The sequence below is a fragment of the Sphingomonas liriopis genome (genome assembly GCF_024211255.1).
In the GTDB taxonomy this organism is placed as follows: domain Bacteria; phylum Pseudomonadota; class Alphaproteobacteria; order Sphingomonadales; family Sphingomonadaceae; genus Sphingomonas; species Sphingomonas liriopis.
Genome location: NZ_JAMLDY010000008.1, coordinates 148,891 through 167,178, shown reverse-complemented (window position 1 = coordinate 167,178; position 18,288 = coordinate 148,891). Strand labels below are relative to the sequence as shown.

The following is an 18,288-nucleotide window of genomic DNA, read 5'->3' as shown; positions in this document are numbered from 1 at the left end:
AACGGCGCGCCGATCGACAAGGCGCTGGCCGGGGGTATAGCCGTTCAGAGATCGGGGGCCAACCGCAACTGTTCGAGCCGGGCGGCGTTGACGCTGTGGGGTATAGCCGTTCAGAGATCGGGGGCCAACCGCAACAAGGTCGCGGTTGTTCTTGGCCTTCTTGCAGGTATAGCCGTTCAGAGATCGGGGGCCAACCGCAACTCGGTGCGGATGCGGGAAACCGACCGCCCGGTATAGCCGTTCAGAGATCGGGGGCCAACCGCAACCTCCCCACGCTGGACCTGATCATTCCGCAAGGTATAGCCGTTCAGAGATCGGGGGCCAACCGCAACTAGACCACGAACAGGCGATCCGCGTTCGCGGGTATAGCCGTTCAGAGATCGGGGGCCAACCGCAACAGGGAGGTCGGCGCGCAAAAGCGAGATCATGGTATAGCCGTTCAGAGATCGGGGGCCAACCGCAACTTCCAGGTCGCGCCACAACTGTTCGGCTCGGGTATAGCCGTTCAGAGATCGGGGGCCAACCGCAACGGTACACCGACGTCACCACCCTTCCCGCCTGGTATAGCCGTTCAGAGATCGGGGGCCAACCGCAACGGACAAGATCCTGTGGCCGAACGGCCGCGGGGTATAGCCGTTCAGAGATCGGGGGCCAACCGCAACCTGGCATCACTTCGACCCACAGCGGCATCCGGTATAGCCGTTCAGAGATCGGGGGCCAACCGCAACACTGCCGCCCGTCGCTTGACGGGGCGTGCCGGTATAGCCGTTCAGAGATCGGGGGCCAACCGCAACCTGGCTCTGACCGCGTGGCGCTCCATTCGGGTATAGCCGTTCAGAGATCGGGGGCCAACTGCAACGATGCGCGTACTCATGCCTCATACCCTAGCGGTATAGCCGTTCAGAGATCGGGGGCCAACCGCAACCTGCCGCTTGCGGGGGCAATCGTCGGTCGGGGTATAGCCGTTCAGACATCGGATCCTAACCGCAACCGACCGACGCACCTTGGCGATGAAGGCATGGTACGCTCGTTCAAGAATCCTGAACGTCGACACCGGGTCAAGCCCCGGGGACATTCCTCCGCCCGCCAACCGAAATTGGGGTGGCCACCGGCACCACCGTCGCTATGCTGCCCGGCGAAACGGACACACGCCCCCCGGCCATGCACATTTGCGGCAGGCAGGATGGGCGGGAGAGGCAGCGATGACGTATCGATATATCCGCAGCGAACGGCATGGCGACGTGCTGGCGTTGACGCTCGATCGGCCCGATCGATTGAACGCCGCGCCGCCGGCGCTGTTCGACGAATTGCGCGAGGCGCTGACCGATCGGGACGGCGCGCGGGCGGTGCTGATCGCGGGGGCGGGGCGGGCGTTCTGTTCGGGCGCGGATGTCGGTGGCGGCGCGTTCGGCAGCGACGATCCGGGCGAGACGACCTTCGCGGCGCTGACACAGCATTACAATCCGACGATCGCCGCGATCGCCGAGCTTGGCGTGCCGGTGGTGAGCGCGGTGCGCGGGCCGGCGGCGGGGATCGGCTGCAGCCTCGCGCTGGCCGCCGATTTCTGTGTCGCGAGCGAGACCGCCTACTTCCTGCAGGCGTTCGTCAACATCGGGCTGGTGCCCGATGGCGGGGCGTCGTGGATGCTGCCGCGGCTGATCGGGCGCGCGCGGGCGGCGGAGATGATGATGCTCGGCGAACGCGTGCCCGCCGCGCAGGCGCTGGAATGGGGAATGATCCACCGCGTCGTCGCCGACGAGGCGCTCGACGCCGAGGCGCTGGCGCTGGCGATGCGGCTGGCGGCGGGGCCGACGGTCGCGCTGGGACTGATGCGGCGGATGCTGGGGCAGGCGCTGCACAGCGACTATCCCGCCGCGCTGCATGCCGAGGCGGAGGCGCAACGCACGGCGCGCACCTCGGCGGATGCGCTGGAAGGAGGGACGGCGTTCCTGCAGAAGCGCCGCCCGCAGTTCACCGGCACGTGAGGCGTCCGACGGCGCAGGCGTCCACGCCGCGCCGGCAAGACAAATTGCGACATAAAATCGCTGGACGCCGTCCGGCGCGTTGACCACACGATACGCCATGGCCCGTGTTTTCGCCCTTTTGCTCACCACCGCGGCGCTGGCCGGCTGTACGCTCGGCCCCGATTACCGGCCGAAAGCTGCCGCCGAGCTGGGCGTGCCGACCGGCTATTCGGTCCCGGCGCAGCAGACGCCCGAGGATCTGACGCGCTGGTGGTCGAACTTCGACGATCCCGCGCTCGGCCGGCTGGTCGAACAGGCGCGGATCGCCAATACCGATGTCGCGCAGGCGCTCGGCCGGCTGCGGCAGGCGCGCGAGGCGCTGGTGCAGAACCGCGCGTCGCTGCTGCCGACGCTGTCGGGATCGGCGGGCTATCAACGCAACGAGAATCTGCGCGGCGGCGGCCGGTCGTTCACGCTGCCCGACGGCACCGTGGTCGATACGGGCGGCGGCGGCACCAACAGCTTTTCCGCCGGCCTGTCCGCCAGCTATCAGGTCGGGCTGTTCGGCGAGATCCGCCGCACCGTCGAGGCGAGCCGCGCGCAATATGAAGCCAGCGGCTTCGACTATGCGACCGTGCTGCTGACGGTGGAGAGCGAGGTCGCGCGCAATTACGTCCTCGCCCGCGCCTATCAGGCGCAGCTCGCCAATGCGCGCGCCAGCCTGGGTATCCAGGACGACAATCTGGAGATCGCGGGGTTCCGCGTCCAAGCCGGGCTCGTCTCGTCGGTCGATGCCGAACAGGCGCGCAGCCAGCGTGCGCAGACCGCCGCCACCGTGCCGCAGATCGAGCAGCAATATGCCGCCGCGGTCGCGCGGATCGGGGTGCTGACCGGTCAGGCGCCGGGCGCGCTGCGCACCGCGCTCGCCGCGACCGCGCCGATCCCGCGGGGGCCGGCGACGGTCGGCGTCGGCATCCCGGCGGATGCGTTGCGGCGGCGGCCCGACGTCCGCTCCGCCGAACGCGCGCTGGCCGCGGCGACCGCGCAGATCGGCGTCGCGAGGGCGCGGTTGTATCCGGCGCTCGCGATCACCGGCAACATCAACACCAATGCGACCAGCATCGGCAGCCTGGGCGACGCGATCACCGGCGGCCTGTTCGCCGGGTTGACGCAGGCGATCTTCAACGGCGGCCGGTTGCGCAGCCAGGTCCGTTCGAGCGAGGCGGCGACCGACATCGCGCTCGCCAATTACCGCGGCATCGTGCTGACCGCGCTCGAGGATATCGAGAATGCGATCGTCGCGCTCGATGCCGCGCGCCAGCGCGAGACGCAGTTCCGCATCGCCTATGATGCGGCCAGCGCCTCGGCGGTCCTCAGCCGCAGCCAGTATCGCAGCGGCCTCACCGATTTTACGACGCTCAACCAGCAGGAAACCGCGCTGCTCTCCGCGCAGAACGGCCTCGTCCAGGCGCGCTCGGATCAGGCGACCGCGCTGATCGCGCTCTACAATGCGCTGGGCGGCGGCTGGGATGCGAGTGTCGTTCCGACCGCGCCCGAACCCGGCACGACGCCGGTGGCCCAAACTCCTGTCGCCCAAACTCCTGTCGCAGAGACCCGCTGATGGCCGAACCGATCGACGACTTTCTGGGCGTGAAGCCGGTGCCGGCGTGGCGCCGCTATCTCAAATGGGTGTTCGTCGGCATTGGCGTCGTCCTGCTCGCGCTGCTGCTCAAGAGCTGTTTCGGGCCGAAGGCGGATGCCGGCTATGCGACGCAGGGCGTGGAGCGCGGCGACCTCACCGTCACCGTCTCGGCGACGGGCAAGCTCGCGCCGACCAATCAGGTGACGGTCGGCTCGCAGCTGTCGGGCCTCGTCACGCGCGTGGTGGTCGACGTCAACGACCGCGTCACCGCCGGCCAGCCGCTGGCGCTGATCGACCCGCAGCAGATCGACGACCAGATCCGCCAGCAACAGGCGCAGATCGCCGCCAACCAGGCGCAGGTCAATCAGGCGCAGGCGACCGTCGCCGAAAGCCGCGCGCAACTCGCCCGGCTGGAGGAGGTCTACAAGCTCTCCAACGGCCGCGTGCCGTCGGGCACCGAACTGCAGGCCGGTCGCGCCGATTACCAGCGCAGCATCGCCGCGCTGAAGGTCGCGCAGGCCAATGTCGCGGCGGCACGCGCCGCGCTGGCGCAGAACCAGACGCAGCGCGCCCGCGCGGTCATCCGCTCGCCGGTCAACGGCGTCGTGCTCGCGCGCCAGATCGATCCGGGCGCGACCGTCGCCGCCTCGTTCAACACGCCGACGTTGTTCGTCATCGCCGAGGACCTCAGCAAGATGAAGCTCGAGGTCGCGATCGACGAGGCCGACGTCGGCGAGGTCAAGGTCGGGCAGAAGGCGAACTTCACCGTCGACGCCTTTCCGGGGCGTACCTTCCCGGCGACGATCACGCGGGTCGACCTGGGGTCGAACCTGACGGTCAGCGCGGCGAGCTCGACGACGACGACCACGACGACCGCGACCGGACAGGTGGTGAGCTATGCCGCCGACCTGACCGTCGCCAACCCCTCGCTGCAATTGCGCCCGGGGATGACCGCGACCGCCGATATCGTCACCTCGGATCGGCAGAACGTGCTGCTCGTCCCCAACGCGGCGCTGCGCTTCAAGCCGGCGGCGACGGGCGCGGGTGGATCGAGCGGCGGCATCGCCGGTTCGCTGACCTTCCGGCCGCGCCGCGATCGCCCCGAGCGCACCGCCAAGCTCGGCCGCGGCGCCAGCCAGACGGTCTACGTCAAGGACGCCGAGGGCAAGCCGCAGGCGGTGCAGGTCGTGACCGGCGACAGCAACGGCACGATGACCGAAGTGTTGGGCGGCGATCTGAAACCGGGGCAGCAGGTCATCACCGGCCAGCTGTCGAGCGGCAACGACGGCGCGGGCGCGGGCCGGCGTAGCGGCGCAGGCGGCCAGCGGCGGCAGGGTGCGGCCGGTGGGCAGTAAACCCCATCGTCACCCCGGACTTGTTCCGGGGGCCACTGTTCCGCGAGCGTATCGCGTGAGCCTCTTGCCGACGCGCCTGCCGCCCCGTGAACCCCGGAACAAGTCCGGGGTGACGGAAGAGGTTTGGCGACGTGCCTGACCCCCTCATCACGATGCGCAGCGTCACCAAGGTCTACGGCACCGGCGCGACGCAGTTCCAGGCGCTGAAGGGCGTCGATCTCGACATCCAGGCGGGCGATTTCGTCGCGGTCATGGGCCCGTCGGGGTCGGGCAAGTCGACGACGATGAACATCCTCGGCTGCCTCGACGTGCCGTCGGCGGGTACCTTCCTGTTCCGCGGCCATCACGTCGAGACGCTCGACCGCGACCAGCGCGCGCTGCTCCGCCGCCGTTACCTCGGTTTCGTGTTCCAGGGGTTCAACCTGCTCTCCCGCACCAGCGCGCTCGAGAACGTCGAACTGCCGTTGCTCTACCGCGGCGAGGACAAGAAGACGCGGCGCGAACTCGGCATGGCGGCGCTCGCCAAGGTCGGGCTCGATCGCTGGTGGGACCATACGCCCGCCGAACTGTCCGGCGGCCAGCAACAGCGCGTCGCCATCGCGCGCGCGATCGTCACGCAGCCCGACGTGCTGCTCGCCGACGAACCGACCGGCAACCTCGACAGCGAACGCTCGGTCGAGATCATGGAATTGCTCACCGACCTCAATCGGACGGCGAACATCACCGTGCTGATGGTGACGCACGAACCCGATATGGCCGCGTTCGCCAGGACGGTGATCCACTTCAAGGACGGGCTGGTCGAGCGGATCGAGGCGCAGCACCAGCAGGGCGCGGCGGTGGAGGCATGACAGTCCCTCTCCCAGCAGGAGAGGGAGGGAGCCGACCGGAGGTCGGCGGAAAGGTGAGGGTGATCGTGCGACGCTCACCCGGCCTCACCCTCACCCCGCGCTGCCTTCGGCAGCTTGCCCCTCTCCCGGCGGGAGAGGGGAAGAAGGACTATTGATGCTCGGCACCACGCTCATCCTCGCGCTGCGGTCGATCCGCCGGCATCTGCTGCGCTCGTTCCTGACCATCCTCGGCATCGTCATCGGCGTCGGCGCGGTCGTGACGATGGTGACGCTCGGCAAGGCGACCACCGCCGCCGTGCAGCAGCAGATTTCCGCGCTGGGCTCCAACATCCTGCAGATTCGCCCCGGCCAGGGCTTCGGCCGCGGCGGCGGCGGGCCGCAGCCGCCCAACTTCAAGCCGGAGGATGTCGAGGCGATCGCGCAGCAGGTCGCCGGCGTCACCGCGGTCGCGCCGCAGGCGAGCGCCTCGGCGACCGCGATCTACGAAGGCGCCAACTGGTCGACCTCGATCAACGGCACGACCAGCGCGTTCCTGACGGTGCAGCCCTGGCCGCTGGTCGCGGGTCGCTACTGGACGCCGGCGGAGCAGGAGGCGGGCAAGGCGGTGTGCCTGATCGGCAATACCGTGCGCACCAACCTGTTCCGCGGCGCCGACGCGATCGGCAAGCGCATCCGGCTGGGCAATATCAGCTGCGACGTGATCGGGGCCTTGAGCACGCGCGGGCAGGGCGGGTTCGGCGATCAGGACGACGTGGTCGTCATGCCGATCAAGACGGTGCAGCGCCGTTTCACCGGCAACCGCGACGTGCGGCTGATGCTGGTCGGCGTCGACACCGATTACCAGACCAGCACCGTCCAGGCGGCGATCACCGACCTGCTGCGCGAACGTCGCCACCTGACCGGCGGGCGCGACGACGATTTCAACATCTTCGACACCAAGCAGATTTCCGACACGCTGACCGGCACGACGACGCTGCTCACCCGCATCGTCGCGGCGGTGGCGGCGATCAGCCTCGTCGTCGGCGGGATCGGCATCATGAACATCATGCTGGTGTCGGTGACCGAGCGCACGCGGGAGATCGGCATCCGGTTGGCGATCGGCGCGGTCGCGCGCGAGGTGCTGCTTCAGTTCCTCGTCGAGGCGGTGGCGCTGTCGTGCCTCGGCGGGATCATCGGGCTGGTGATCGCACAGGGCGTGATCCTGGCGCTGGTGCCGCTGATGCAGGTGCCGTGGACGTTCGATCCGCAGATCAACATCATCGCCTTCGCCATCTCGGCGGTGATCGGCGTGGTGTTCGGCTACTTCCCGGCACGGCGCGCGGCGGCGCTCAACCCGATCGACGCGCTAAGGCACGAGTGAGGTAGGTTGGGGTTGCCCAGTTTCTCCGTCACCCCGGACTTGTTCCGGGGTCCACTCCGCGGCGAGGCGTGTGGCAAGAGGCTCATGTCCTAAGCCTGCGGCACGGTGGACCCCGGAACAAGTCCGGGGTGACGCAGGAGTTTTGAAAGGGTGGGATCTCCGGCCCCAGGTCACGACTGCATGATCGTCCGCCGCCGCCGCGTATAGGCCTCCGGTGCCCCGACCAGCTCGCGGAGCCGCTCCAGTTCCTCCGGCGTATCGACGTCGATCAACTCCGCCGGCGTCGTCACGACATGCTTGCCCGCGCGCACCATGTCGCGCGCGCCGGCATCGCCCTCCAGCGCCACCAGCGCATCGAACCGCCCCGCACCGAACACCGCCGGCGGCTTGGCCGCATGACCGTCGCTCGACGCCACGATCGCGTCCTCGTCGTCGGCGGCGTCGAGCAACTGGTAGATATGCGTCGCGGTCACCCGCGGCATGTCGGCGAGCGCCACCACCACCGCCTTGACCCCGCGCGCCCGCGCGCAATCGACGCCGAGCGCCAGCGACCGGCTCATGCCCAGCTGCGGATCGTCGTTGCGCACGATGGTGAAGCCATGCGCGGCATAATCGCAGTCCGCGCCGCCGACGACGGCGACCCGCTCGCGGAACGGCATGTCCTCCAGCGCGACCGCGACGTGCAGCCCCAGCGGCCGGCCGAGGAACGGCGCATCGAGCTTGCTGCCGATATCGCCCATCCGCCGCGACCGCCCCGCGGCGAGCAGCACCAGCACGCAATCCTCAACCGCGATCATGGCCAAGTCCGTGAAACGCCCCCACCATCGCCGCGGCGATCGACAGCGCGATCTCGGACGGGCCGATCGCACCGATATCGATCCCGACCGGCGCGTCGATCCGGTCGATCTGGGCCTCGCTCAACCCCGCCGCGGCGAGCCGCTCGCGCCGCGCCGCATGGCTGCGCCGGCTGCCCAGCGCACCGACATAGGGCGCGTTGGTCGCCAGCGCGGCGATCAGCGCGGGATCGTCGATCTTGATATCGTGGCTCAGCGTCACGACCGCGGTGGCGGGGCCGGGCTTCAAGGCTTCGATCGCCTCGTCGGGCCAGCGGTCGTCGAGCGCCACGCCGGGGAAGCGTTCCTCGGTCAGGAAACGCGCGCGCGGGTCGATCACCGTCGTGTCGATGCCGAGCGTGCGCGACAATTGGGCGAGCGCCTGCGCGATCTGCACCGCGCCGACGATCAGCAGCCGTCGCGCCGGATCGTAGCGGTTGGCGAACACCTCGCCCGTCTCGAGCGGTTTCAGGTCGCTATGCCCGGTGGCGAGATCGGTGATGACGGTCAGCGCCTCGCCCCGCTCGCGCGCCTCCGCGATCCGGTCGAACAATTCGGGATCGAATCCCGCCGCCGACACCGGCTGCACCATCACCGCGATCTCGCCGCCGCACGGCAGGCCCACTTCCCACGCCGCATCGTCGGCGACGCCGTAGCGCTTGAGCTGGAACGGTGCGCCCGCGATCACCTCGGCCGCGGTCTGCAGGATATCGCTCTCGACGCAACCACCCGATACCGATCCTTCGAACCGGCCATCGGCGTGGACGAGCATATGGCTGCCCCGCGGCCGCGGCGCGCTGCCCCAGGTGGACACCACCGTCGCGAGCGCGAGCGGTTCGCCCTGCCATTGCTGGGCGGCGGTGAGGACGGAGTCGTTTTCGGCCATGATCTTATCCTTCAAATCCTCCCCGGCACGGGGAGGGGGACCAGCCGCAGGCTGGTGGAGGGGGGCTTCCACGGGCGATGCAGCAGGTGGAGAGCCCCCTCCACCACGCCGCTTCGCGACGCGGTCCCCCTCCCCGTGCCGGGGAGGAATTACAGCGGCGGCAATCCCGCCAGCAGCTTGTCCAGCGTCACAGGGAAGTCGCGCACCCTGACCCCGCACGCATCGTGGATCGCATTCGCCACCGCCGCGCCGGCGCCCGAGATGCCGAGCTCGCCGACCCCCTTCGCCCCGACCGGGTTCGCGCTGTCGTCGATTTCCTCGATGAAATGCACCTCGATGCGCGGCACGTCAGCGTGCACCGCGACGTGATATTCGCCGAAGTCGGGATTGATGAAATGGCCGTTGCGCGTGTCGACCACCGCCTCTTCGCCCAGCGCGTAGGACAGGCCCCAGACCATGCCGCCGATCAGCTGGTTCGCCGCGGTCTTGGCGTTGAGCACGCGGCCGACGTCGAACACGCCGAGCATCCGCCGCACCCGCACCTCGCCGGTGATCGCATTCACCGCGACCTCGACGAAATGCGCCCCGTGGCTCGCCTGGCTGGTCGCCTGCGTCTCGGTGCCGGGACCGGTCTTGCCGGTGGCGACGATCGGTTCGCCATGGAGCAGATCGGCAAGCGCGACGCTGCGCCCGCCCGCGACGACGCAGCCGTCGTGCAGCGTCAGTTCCTCAGGCGACGCGTTCATCCGCAGCGCGAGCGCGGCGATGATATCCTCGCACGCCAGCACCACCGCCGAACAGGCGCTGCCCGCACCGAAAGATCCGCCCGAACCGGCGCTGGCGGGCAGGTCGCTGTCGCCGATCCGCACCGCGACGTCGGCCACGGCCAGGCCGAGCATCTCGCCCGCGGTCTGCGCGAGGATCGTATAGGTGCCGGTGCCGATATCGGTCATGTCGGTCTCGACCGTCGCGCGCCCGTCGGCGCCGAGCGTCACCCGCGCCTCCGCCATGACGGTGAAATTGCCACGCAGCGCCGCCGCCATGCCATGGCCGATCAGCCAGTCGCCCTCGCGGCCCTTGCGCCGGTCGGCCCAGCCGAAGCGGCGCGCGCCCTCATCGTAGCAATCGAGCAGCCGCCGCGTCGAGAACCGCTTGCCGTTGACCGGATCGACCTCGGGCTCGTTGCGCCGGCGCAGCTCGACCGGATCGAGCCCGAGCCGTTCGGCGAGTTCGTCCATCGCGCATTCGACCGCGAACGTGCCGATCGCCTCGCCCGGCGCGCGCACCGCGCCGGTGGCGGGCAGGTCGACGCGGACCAGATCGGTGCGGAACCGCCGCGCCTCGCCGGCATAGAGCGGCAGCGAGCCGAACGGGATCGGCTCGAGGAAGCTGGCATCGTCGTTCTGCGCAGCGACGCCCTCGTGCGCGAAGGCGGTGATCCGCCCGTCCTCGGTGGCGCCGATCCGCACGCGCTGCGTCGTCGCCGAGCGGTGATGGACCAGATAGGCGGTCTGCGCGCGCGGCAGCGCGATCTTGACCGGCCGCCCGACCTTCTCCGCGGCGATCGCAGCGAGGATCACCTCGGGCCCGACCCCGGTCTTGCCGCCGAAGCCGCCGCCGACATAGGGCGCGAGCACGCGCACGTCCTCCTTGGCGAGGCCGAGTGCCTTGGCGATCGTACCGCGCGCGCCGCCGATCACCTGGTTGCTGGTGCGCACCAGCAGCTTGCCGTCGGCCCACGAAACGGTGCTGGCATGGGGTTCGAGCGCGGCGGGGAAATGCACCGGCGTCGTATAGCTGCGGTCGACCACCACCGGCGCGGCGGCGAGCGCCACATCGAGATCGCCGATATCGATCGCCGGCAGGAAACCGAGGTCATGGTCGCGCTCGACCGGCTGCGCGTTGCGATCGAAGCGGTCTGCGCCGGGCGCGGCATGGACGACGACCAGCGCCGCAGCGTCGCGGGCGATCGCCTGATCCTCGGCGACGACGATCGCCACCGGCTGGCCGTAATGGAAGACGCGATCGGTGCCGCTGTGCGCTATCCCTTGCGAATTGCTGCCGCCGGTGACCATCCGCGGGTCGCCGTGGATCACCGCGATGACGCCGGGCAGCGCCTCCGCGGCGGCGGTATCGATGGCGGTGACGCGGCCGCTGCCGACCGGCGCGCCGACGATCGCGGCATAGGCGGTGCCGGCCTCGGCGCCTTCATAGGCGTACGTCGCGGTGCCGCTGACCTTCGCCGGCCCCTCGATCCGCGGCACCGGCGCACCGAGCACGTTTTGCTGCGCCCGCGCCAGCCTCGCGGGGCGGTAGGCACGGTCCATCGTCATCTCGTTCATCGCGTCGATCCTCGGCCCGGGCGGGTGACATGTAGGATACAGCGAAGGCGGGGTGAAGGGCGCCCCAATTCCCCCGTCACCCCGGAACAAGTCCGGGGTGACGGGGTGGGTGGGGCGCCCCCGACGCCGGCCTCACACCGCCGGCAACCCCTCCAGCAGCTTGTCCAGCGTCAACGGATAGTCGCGCACCCGCACGCCAGTCGCATTGTACAGCGCATTGCCGATCGCCCCCGCCGCGCCGCAGATGCCGACCTCGCCCAGCCCCTTGGCATGCAGCGGGTTGGCGTGGATGTCGCGCTCCTGCAGGAACTCGACCTCCAGTTGCGGCACGTCGGCATTCACAGGCACGTGATACTCGCCGAGGTCGCGGTTCACGATCTTGCCGTTGCGCGGGTCGTGGACCAGCTCTTCGGTCAGCGCGCAGCCGATGCCGAAGGTCATGCCGCCCAGGCATTGCGACCGCGCGGTCTTCGCGTTGAGGATGCGGCCCGCGGTGAACACGCCGAGCATCCGCTTGACCCGCACCTCGCCGGTGACGACGTTGACCGCGACCTCGGCGAAATGCGCACCATAGCTCGCCTGGTTGAACAACTGTTCCTGCTTGCCCGGCGCGATCTGCCCGGTCGCCTCCATGCCCTCGCCGACCAGCTCGGCAAGCGGCACGCTACGGTTGTCGGCGATCACGCGGCCGTCCTTCAGCGTCATCGCATCCTCGGCAACGCCCATCGCCTTGGCGATTTGGCCGCGCAGCGCCTCGCAGGCGAGATAGACCGACGACCCCGACGAACCGGCGCCCCACGATCCGCCCGACCCCGCACCCGGCGGCGCATCGGTGTCGCCGAGATGGACGATGACGTCCTCCAGCGGCAGGCCCAGGATCTCGGCGGTGATCTGCGCCAGGATTGTGTAGGTGCCGGTGCCGATATCGGTCATGTCGGTCTCGACATGCGCCTTGCCCTGGCCGTCGATCGATACCTTGGCCGCGGACTTCTGCAGCATGTTCGATCGCGCGGCCGACGCGACGCCGATGCCGTACAGCCAGTCGCCGCGCCGGTCGGTGCCGGCGGGCTTGCGCTGCGCCCAGCCGAACTTTTCCGCCCCGCGCTCGAGGCAGGGGATCAGCGCACGCGACGAATAGGGGACCTTCTTCTCGGGATCCTCCCGCGGCTCGTTGCGGCGGCGCAGCTCGATCGGATCGATGCCAATCTTCTCCGCCAGTTCGTCGATCGCCCCCTCCAGCGCGATCAGCCCGACCGCCTCGCCCGGCGCGCGCATCGATCCCGCCAGCATCCAGTCGAGCCGGACGATATCGTGCGTGATCAGCCGGTTCTCGCCCTCATAAAGAAAGTGCGTCGCGACGCCGGCGGGTTCGAAGAAATCCTCGCCGGGCAAATTGGATACCAACGTCTCGTGCCCGATCGCGGTCAGCCTGCCGTCCGCATCGGCACCGAGCCGCATGCGCTGTTCGGTGTTGGAGCGGCGCACGGTCGCGTCGAACACCTGCTGGCGCGCCATTACCGCCTTGACCGGGCGCCCCAGCCGCTTGGCGGCGATCGCCGCGGCGACGCTCTCGGGCGCGATGCCGAGCTTCGATCCGAAGCCGCCGCCGACGAACGCCGCGACGATCCGCACCTTGTCCGCCGACACGCCGAGCGACTTGGCGAGCTGCAATTTGTCCGACGCGGGCATCTGATACGCGCCGTACAGCGTCAGCGCGCCGTCCTGCCACACCGCCAGGCTGGCGTGAGGCTCCATCGCCGCCGAATTCTGGCTCGGCGTCGTATAGGTGACGTCGATCGTGTGCACCGCCTCCGCCATCGCCGTGTCGACGTCGCCCTGCTTGTGGTGCGGCGGGATCTGCTGCGTGCTCGGCTTTTCCGCCTCCTCGCGATGCGCAAGGAAGCTGTAGCGGCCCTCGCCGGGCGCATATGTAACCTTCACCTGCTCCGCCGCGTCGCGCGCCGCCTCATAGCTTTCGGCGACGACGATCGCGATGATCTCGCCGTGATAGGCGACGTCCTCGACCCCTTGCGTCGGCGCGCTTGTCTCGCCGCCCTGCTGCGGGTTGCGCAGGAAGGTGGCGTAGTCGGTGATGACGTCGATCACCCCCGGCATTGCCCTGGCGACCGACGCGTCGAGGTCGGTGATCTTGCCCGTGCCGACCGTGGCCCGCACCAGATAGCCATAGGCGACGTCGTCGAGCGCATATTCGGCCGCATAGGTCGCCTGGCCCGACACCTTCTTTGGCCCGTCGACGCGGTCGAGCGGCTTGCCGATCACGTCCTGCGCCGAGGTGTCGAGCAGGCTGTCCGGATGCGCCGTGTTCATCGTGAGCGCGTTGGTGTCGCCCTTGCCGAAACCGAACATGCTCATTCTCCCGTCAGATCGCGCAGGGTGGCGATCAGGACCCGGCGCGTCAGCGGGATCTTGAAGTCGTTCGAACCATAGCCCCTGGCGTCGGCGAGCAGGATGTCGGCGGCTGCGTTGAACACCGCATCGGACGGCGCCTTGCCGACCAGCGCCGCTTCCACCGCGGCGTTCCGCCACGGCATCGGCCCGAGCCCGCCGAAGGCGAGCGCCGCCGACGCGATCCTGCCGTCCTCGACGCTCACCACACCCGCCACCGAGACGAGCGCGAAGGCATAGGAGGCGCGGTCGCGCACCTTGCGATAGGTCTGCCTGCCCTTGGGCGGGGCGGGCAGTTCGGCATGCGTGATGAGTTCGCCGGGTTCCAGCACCGTCTCGATGTTCGGCGTGTCACCGGGCAGGCGGTAGAAATCGTGGATCGAGATCCGCCGCTTGTCGCCGTCCGCCTTCAGCGTGATGATCGTCGCGTCAAGCGCGCGCATCGCCACCGGCATGTCGCCCGGATGCGTCGCGATACAGTGATCGGACGTGCCGAGCACTGCGAGCACGCGGTTGAACCCGCCGACCGCCGAACAGCCGGCGCCGGGCTCGCGCTTGTTACACGCCGTCGCGGTGTCGTAGAAATAATAGCAGCGCGTCCGCTGGAGCAGGTTGCCGCCGGTCGTCGCCTTGTTGCGCAACTGGCCCGAGGCGCCCGCGAGCAACGCGCGGCTCAGCACCTCGTATTTGGCGATGACGCGCGGATCGGCGGCGAGGTCCGAGTTCGGCACCAGTGCGCCGATGGTCAGGCCGCCGTCCTCGCGCTCCTCGATCTCGCCGAGCGGCAGCCGGCTGATATCAACGAGCTTCTCGGGCGTCTCGACCTGCAATTTCATCAGGTCAAGCAAATTGGTGCCGCCCGCGATGAATTTCGCGCCGGAGACGTGTGCGTCGCGCACCGCGGTCTCGGCGTCGTTCGCCTTGGCGTAGGTGAAGGTCTTCATGCGCCTGCCTCTACTGTCTGGCGGAGGGCGATATCGACCGTGCCGTCGGCCTCGGCGACCTCGCGGATCGCATCGACGATGTTGGGATAGGCGGCGCAGCGGCAGATGTTGCCGCTCATCCGCTCGGAAATCTCGTCGTCGTTGAAGCGCGGCGCGTCGAGATCGCCGGTGACATGGCTCGGCCAGCCCTTGCGGACCTCGTCGAGCATGCCAACCGCCGAGCAGATCTGCCCCGGCGTGCAATAGCCGCACTGATAGCCGTCGTGCCGGACGAAGGCGGATTGCAGCGGATGCAGATCCTCGGGCGTGCCGAGCCCCTCGATCGTGACGATCTCGTCGTCCTGATGCATCACCGCGAGGCTGAGGCAGCTGTTGATCCGCCGGCCGTTGACCAGCATCGTGCATGCGCCGCACTGGCCGTGGTCGCAGCCCTTCTTGCTGCCGGTCAGCCCCAGGTGCTCGCGACACAGGTCGAGCAGCGAGGTACGGATGTCGGGCTCCGCCTGATACGATTGGCCGTTGATCGTGAAGTGCATGCCTCGCCCTCTTGGATACGGGGCGTCTCACCCCTGTCAGATTACGTCCGTAACGCACGCGGTCATGATGGTTTCCGCTTTGCGAATCGCTCTCACCGCCATGCTGCTGGCGCCCGTCGCGGCGAGCGGGCAGGATCGCGGCATGACCGCCGCCCCGCTGCCCCGCCCGATCGTCATCGCCCATCGCGGCGCCAGCGGATCGCGGCCCGAACATACGCTCGCCGCCTACGATCTCGCGATCGATCAGGGCGCCGATTTCATCGAACCCGATCTGGTGCCGACCAAGGACGACGTGCTCGTCGCCCGGCACGAGAATGCGATTGGCGAGACGACTGACGTCGCCGCGCATCCCGAATTCGCCAGCCGGCGCACGACGAAGACGATCGACGGCCGGACGCTGACCGACTGGTTCGTCGAGGATTTCACGCTTGCCGAGCTGAAGACGCTGCGCGCCCGCGAACGCCTGCCCAAGCTGCGCCCCGGCAACACCGCCTATGATGGCAAATTAGAAATCCCGACGCTCGCCGAGATCATCGCGCTCGCCAAACGGCGGACGCGGGAGACGGGGCGGACGATCGGCATCTATCCGGAGACCAAGCACCCGACCTATTTCGCGCGCATCGGCCACCCGACCGACGCGACGCTGGTCGCGGCGCTGCGCAAGGCGGGCTGGGACAGCGCCGATGCGCCGGTGTTCATCCAGTCGTTCGAGGTGAAGAACCTCCGGCATATCCACACCCTGACCAAGATCCGCCTGATCCAGCTGATGGCGGGGGAGGGCGGCCCGGCGGACGGCGCAACGCCCAGCTATGCGGCGATGCTCACCCCGGTGGGGCTCCGGCAGGTCGCAACCTATGCCTATGGCCTCGGCCCGGACAAGGCGCAGTTGTGGAACGGCGACGTCGCCACCACGCTCGTCGCCGATGCGCATGCCGCGGGGCTCCGCGTCCATCCCTGGACCTATCGCGCCGAGAACGTCTTCCTGCCGGCGCGCTTCCGCCGCGGCGACGATCCCGCGACGCATGGCGATATCGCCGGCGAGATCCGCCGCGCGCTCGGCCTTGGAATCGACGGATTCTTCACGGATTATCCGCTAATCGGCGTCGACACCCGTAACGCCGCCAGGGACCTTCCGTAATGCGTATCTTGCCTCTCTGCCTCGTCCCGCTCGCGCTGGCGACGAGCGGCTGCATCAGCACCGCCACCTCGATCGTCAAGGCACCGTTCCAGGTCGCCGGCAAGGCGGTCGACTGGACCACGACCAGCCAGTCCGAGGCCGACCGCAACTACGGCCGCAAGATGCGCAAGCAGGAAGCCAGGGAAGGGCGCGAACGCAAGAAGGCGGCGGAACAATGCCGCAAGCATCCCGACGATCAGGAGGCGTGCCGGTATTCGGGCTATCGCGCAGGGTATTGAGGCGGCTCCCGCACCCACCCCTCGTCATCCCCGCCTTCGCGGGAATGACGAAGGAGAGAGGGTAGGCGACCACCCCCCCCACCCGTCATCCCGGCGAACGCCGGGACCCATGGACGCAACCCACCAGCGACGGCGCACGACCATCAGCCGCGCGCATCCATGGGTCCCGACTTTCGTCGGGATGACGGTTAAATGCGCGTCACTCCGCCCTCGAACCCGCTCGCCTTGAACCTGCTGAAGGGCATGTGTCCCCCAACGCCGCACCCCCATAACCCCTACCGATCCTGCGCCACCGCATCCTTCGCCAGCGCCGCCGCGATCGCGATCAGCACCTCCGGGTGGATATGCACGCCCAGATGCCCGCTGTTGACCTCGACCGCCTCGGCGCTGGGGTCGTGGCAGATGAAGCCGTTGACGAAGCCGTCGCGCGGGCTCCAGATCGCGGTGCAGGGCACCGGCAACGGCGCCGCGATCGCCTCGCTGCGCGCGATCACCGCGGGGTCGTCGACGCGCTCGCCGGTTGCCCATTCGAACGCGCGCCAAACGTTGGTCGCGCGGCCGCTGCCGGCATAGGGCGAACTGACCGTCACTACCTGCGCCACCAGATCGGGGCGGCGGTGCGCGACCAGCCGCGCCATGATCCCGCCCAGGCTGACGCCGACCAGCGTCACCGGCCCGTCCTCGTCGTACAGCGCCTCGACCCGCGCGATCAGCCGCTCGGCCTCCGCGCCGACGCTCTTGATGCCGAGGTTGCGGCCCAGCCCCCAGCCTTCGGCACGATAGCCGAGCTTGCCGAGGAAGCGGCGCAGCACCATGCTCGATCCGTCGGCGTCGAACAGTCCGGGCAGGATCATCACCGTGCCGCCGCGCCCCGCCGGCACCGCGGCGAGCGCGGCGGCATGGCGCCAGCGCGTCGCCAGCATCCACGCGACGCGCGGCACCTCGCTCGCCGCCAGTGCCTTGGGCGGTGGCGGCGGCGCGCAGAAGCCGGTGCCGATCCGCGCATGCGGCGGCGGTTCGCTGCGCCACCGTGCCAGACCTTCCTGCCAGCGCGTCAGAACCATGCCAGCACCGTCATCGGGAACGGCGTCCATCGCCCGATCCGCACGCCCGCGAAGCGCAGCGCGTCGCCCGCCCAGGCGTTGCAGGTCCGCCCCGCGCTGTAATGGCCGCGGCCCGCGTAGAAGACGTCGTTGGCGCCATAGCCGCGATCCCGCCGGTGCGCGGGCGCGAAGCTCGCACGGATATAGGCGACGAGGCGGCGATATTCCTCCGGCCGCAGCACGACGCTACGCACGTCGGGTCCGGTTCGCGGCGCGGGAACATGTTCGACGTGCATCAGCGTCGCGTCGCTGCCGCGCGCCGCGGCGAGGATCGTGCGCAGCTTGAGGTCCGCCCAGGTCGCGGTTTCCAGATAGAAGGCGCGTTCGCCCCAGCCGATGGCAAGATGGTCATAGCCCGCATAACGCGGGTCGGCGAGGTCCGCTCCCGGCGCGATCCCGCGCCAGTCGATCCCGGCCGCGACCTTGGGCACGACCAGCCCGACATGGATGCCGTTCGATTCGACGTAGATGCGCACGCCCTTCGCCGGCGCACGCCACGCCGCATTGGCCGGCACCGCGCCGCCGATCAGTCCCGCCGCCGCGTAGCCCAGGCCCGCCAGCACCAGCAGCATCGCCGCCCGCTGGACCCAGCGCATCACCATCGTCGTTCGGCCGCCATATCGTATCATTCGAAACCTTATGCTAGGCCATGC

The 18,288-nt window shown here is 69.3% G+C and carries 15 protein-coding genes and 1 CRISPR repeat array; of the genes, 7 read left to right on the top strand and 8 right to left on the bottom strand.

The features are described from left to right. Positions 1 to 33: 33 nt before the first annotated feature. Positions 34 to 991: direct repeats of the CRISPR family, unit length 36 nt; unit sequence GGTATAGCCGTTCAGAGATCGGGGGCCAACCGCAAC. A 211-nt stretch (positions 992 to 1,202) separates the two neighbouring features. From M9979_RS08620 to M9979_RS08600, 5 genes are all read left to right on the top strand, one after another. Beyond that, a complete protein-coding gene (locus tag M9979_RS08620) occupies positions 1,203 to 1,985 on the top strand; it encodes an enoyl-CoA hydratase-related protein (protein ID WP_254288941.1) in 783 nt (260 codons plus the stop codon). 97 nt (positions 1,986 to 2,082) lie between these two features. Continuing rightward, positions 2,083 to 3,585, top strand: coding sequence for an efflux transporter outer membrane subunit (locus M9979_RS08615; RefSeq protein ID WP_254288940.1), 1,503 nt, complete (start codon positions 2,083 to 2,085; stop codon positions 3,583 to 3,585). Further along, positions 3,585 to 4,961: an efflux RND transporter periplasmic adaptor subunit gene (locus M9979_RS08610; RefSeq protein WP_254288939.1), complete on the top strand. Its 1,377-nt coding sequence runs from the start codon at positions 3,585 to 3,587 to the stop codon at positions 4,959 to 4,961. Before M9979_RS08615 ends, M9979_RS08610 begins: the two co-directional genes overlap by 1 nt. A gap of 152 nt (positions 4,962 to 5,113) precedes the next feature. After that, complete coding sequence (locus M9979_RS08605; protein ID WP_254288955.1) at positions 5,114 to 5,809, top strand: ABC transporter ATP-binding protein; 696 nt, start codon at positions 5,114 to 5,116, stop codon at positions 5,807 to 5,809. Between the two features lie 154 nt (positions 5,810 to 5,963). Continuing rightward, on the top strand, positions 5,964 to 7,169 hold the full coding sequence (locus M9979_RS08600; RefSeq protein ID WP_254288938.1) for an ABC transporter permease: 1,206 nt from the start codon (positions 5,964 to 5,966) through the stop codon (positions 7,167 to 7,169). Between the two features lie 170 nt (positions 7,170 to 7,339). Here M9979_RS08600 and M9979_RS08595 read toward each other — a convergent pair whose 3' ends face one another. The 6 genes from M9979_RS08595 to M9979_RS08570 all read right to left on the bottom strand — a co-directional run bounded on the left by M9979_RS08595 (position 7,340) and on the right by M9979_RS08570 (position 15,116). Beyond that, positions 7,340 to 7,966, bottom strand: a complete 627-nt coding sequence (locus M9979_RS08595) for a nucleotidyltransferase family protein (protein WP_254288937.1) — start codon at positions 7,964 to 7,966, stop codon at positions 7,340 to 7,342. Next, entirely contained in the window at positions 7,953 to 8,888 is a 936-nt protein-coding gene (locus tag M9979_RS08590; protein ID WP_254288936.1) for an XdhC family protein, read from the bottom strand. The genes M9979_RS08595 and M9979_RS08590 overlap by 14 nt, the downstream gene beginning before the upstream one ends. A gap of 149 nt (positions 8,889 to 9,037) precedes the next feature. Further along, complete coding sequence (locus tag M9979_RS08585) at positions 9,038 to 11,230, bottom strand: xanthine dehydrogenase family protein molybdopterin-binding subunit (protein ID WP_254288935.1); 2,193 nt, start codon at positions 11,228 to 11,230, stop codon at positions 9,038 to 9,040. A gap of 132 nt (positions 11,231 to 11,362) precedes the next feature. Next, entirely contained in the window at positions 11,363 to 13,597 is a 2,235-nt protein-coding gene (locus M9979_RS08580; RefSeq protein ID WP_254288954.1) for a xanthine dehydrogenase family protein molybdopterin-binding subunit, read from the bottom strand. Between the two features lie 2 nt (positions 13,598 to 13,599). Further along, positions 13,600 to 14,580, bottom strand: a complete 981-nt coding sequence (locus tag M9979_RS08575; RefSeq protein WP_254288934.1) for an FAD binding domain-containing protein — start codon at positions 14,578 to 14,580, stop codon at positions 13,600 to 13,602. Further along, positions 14,577 to 15,116: a 2Fe-2S iron-sulfur cluster-binding protein gene (locus M9979_RS08570; protein WP_254288933.1), complete on the bottom strand. Its 540-nt coding sequence runs from the start codon at positions 15,114 to 15,116 to the stop codon at positions 14,577 to 14,579. The genes M9979_RS08575 and M9979_RS08570 overlap by 4 nt, the downstream gene beginning before the upstream one ends. A 100-nt stretch (positions 15,117 to 15,216) precedes the next feature. On the opposite strand from M9979_RS08570, the gene M9979_RS08565 reads away from it, so the two are divergent. Both M9979_RS08565 and M9979_RS08560 read left to right on the top strand, forming a co-directional pair. Then, the gene (locus M9979_RS08565) at positions 15,217 to 16,254 is read left to right on the top strand and encodes a glycerophosphodiester phosphodiesterase (RefSeq protein ID WP_422921796.1); all 1,038 of its coding nucleotides are present in this window, start codon (positions 15,217 to 15,219) and stop codon (positions 16,252 to 16,254) included. Continuing rightward, entirely contained in the window at positions 16,254 to 16,532 is a 279-nt protein-coding gene (locus tag M9979_RS08560; protein ID WP_254288932.1) for a hypothetical protein, read from the top strand. The genes M9979_RS08565 and M9979_RS08560 overlap by 1 nt, the downstream gene beginning before the upstream one ends. 275 nt (positions 16,533 to 16,807) lie before the next feature. Here the strand turns inward: M9979_RS08560 and M9979_RS08555 are convergent, their stop codons facing one another. Then, on the bottom strand, positions 16,808 to 17,596 hold the full coding sequence (locus tag M9979_RS08555) for a lipase family protein (protein ID WP_254288931.1): 789 nt from the start codon (positions 17,594 to 17,596) through the stop codon (positions 16,808 to 16,810). Continuing rightward, positions 17,587 to 18,264 (bottom strand): TIGR02117 family protein, encoded by a 678-nt coding sequence (locus tag M9979_RS08550; RefSeq protein ID WP_254288930.1) that lies wholly within the window; start codon positions 18,262 to 18,264, stop codon positions 17,587 to 17,589. The genes M9979_RS08555 and M9979_RS08550 overlap by 10 nt, the downstream gene beginning before the upstream one ends. Positions 18,265 to 18,288 lie beyond the last annotated feature (24 nt).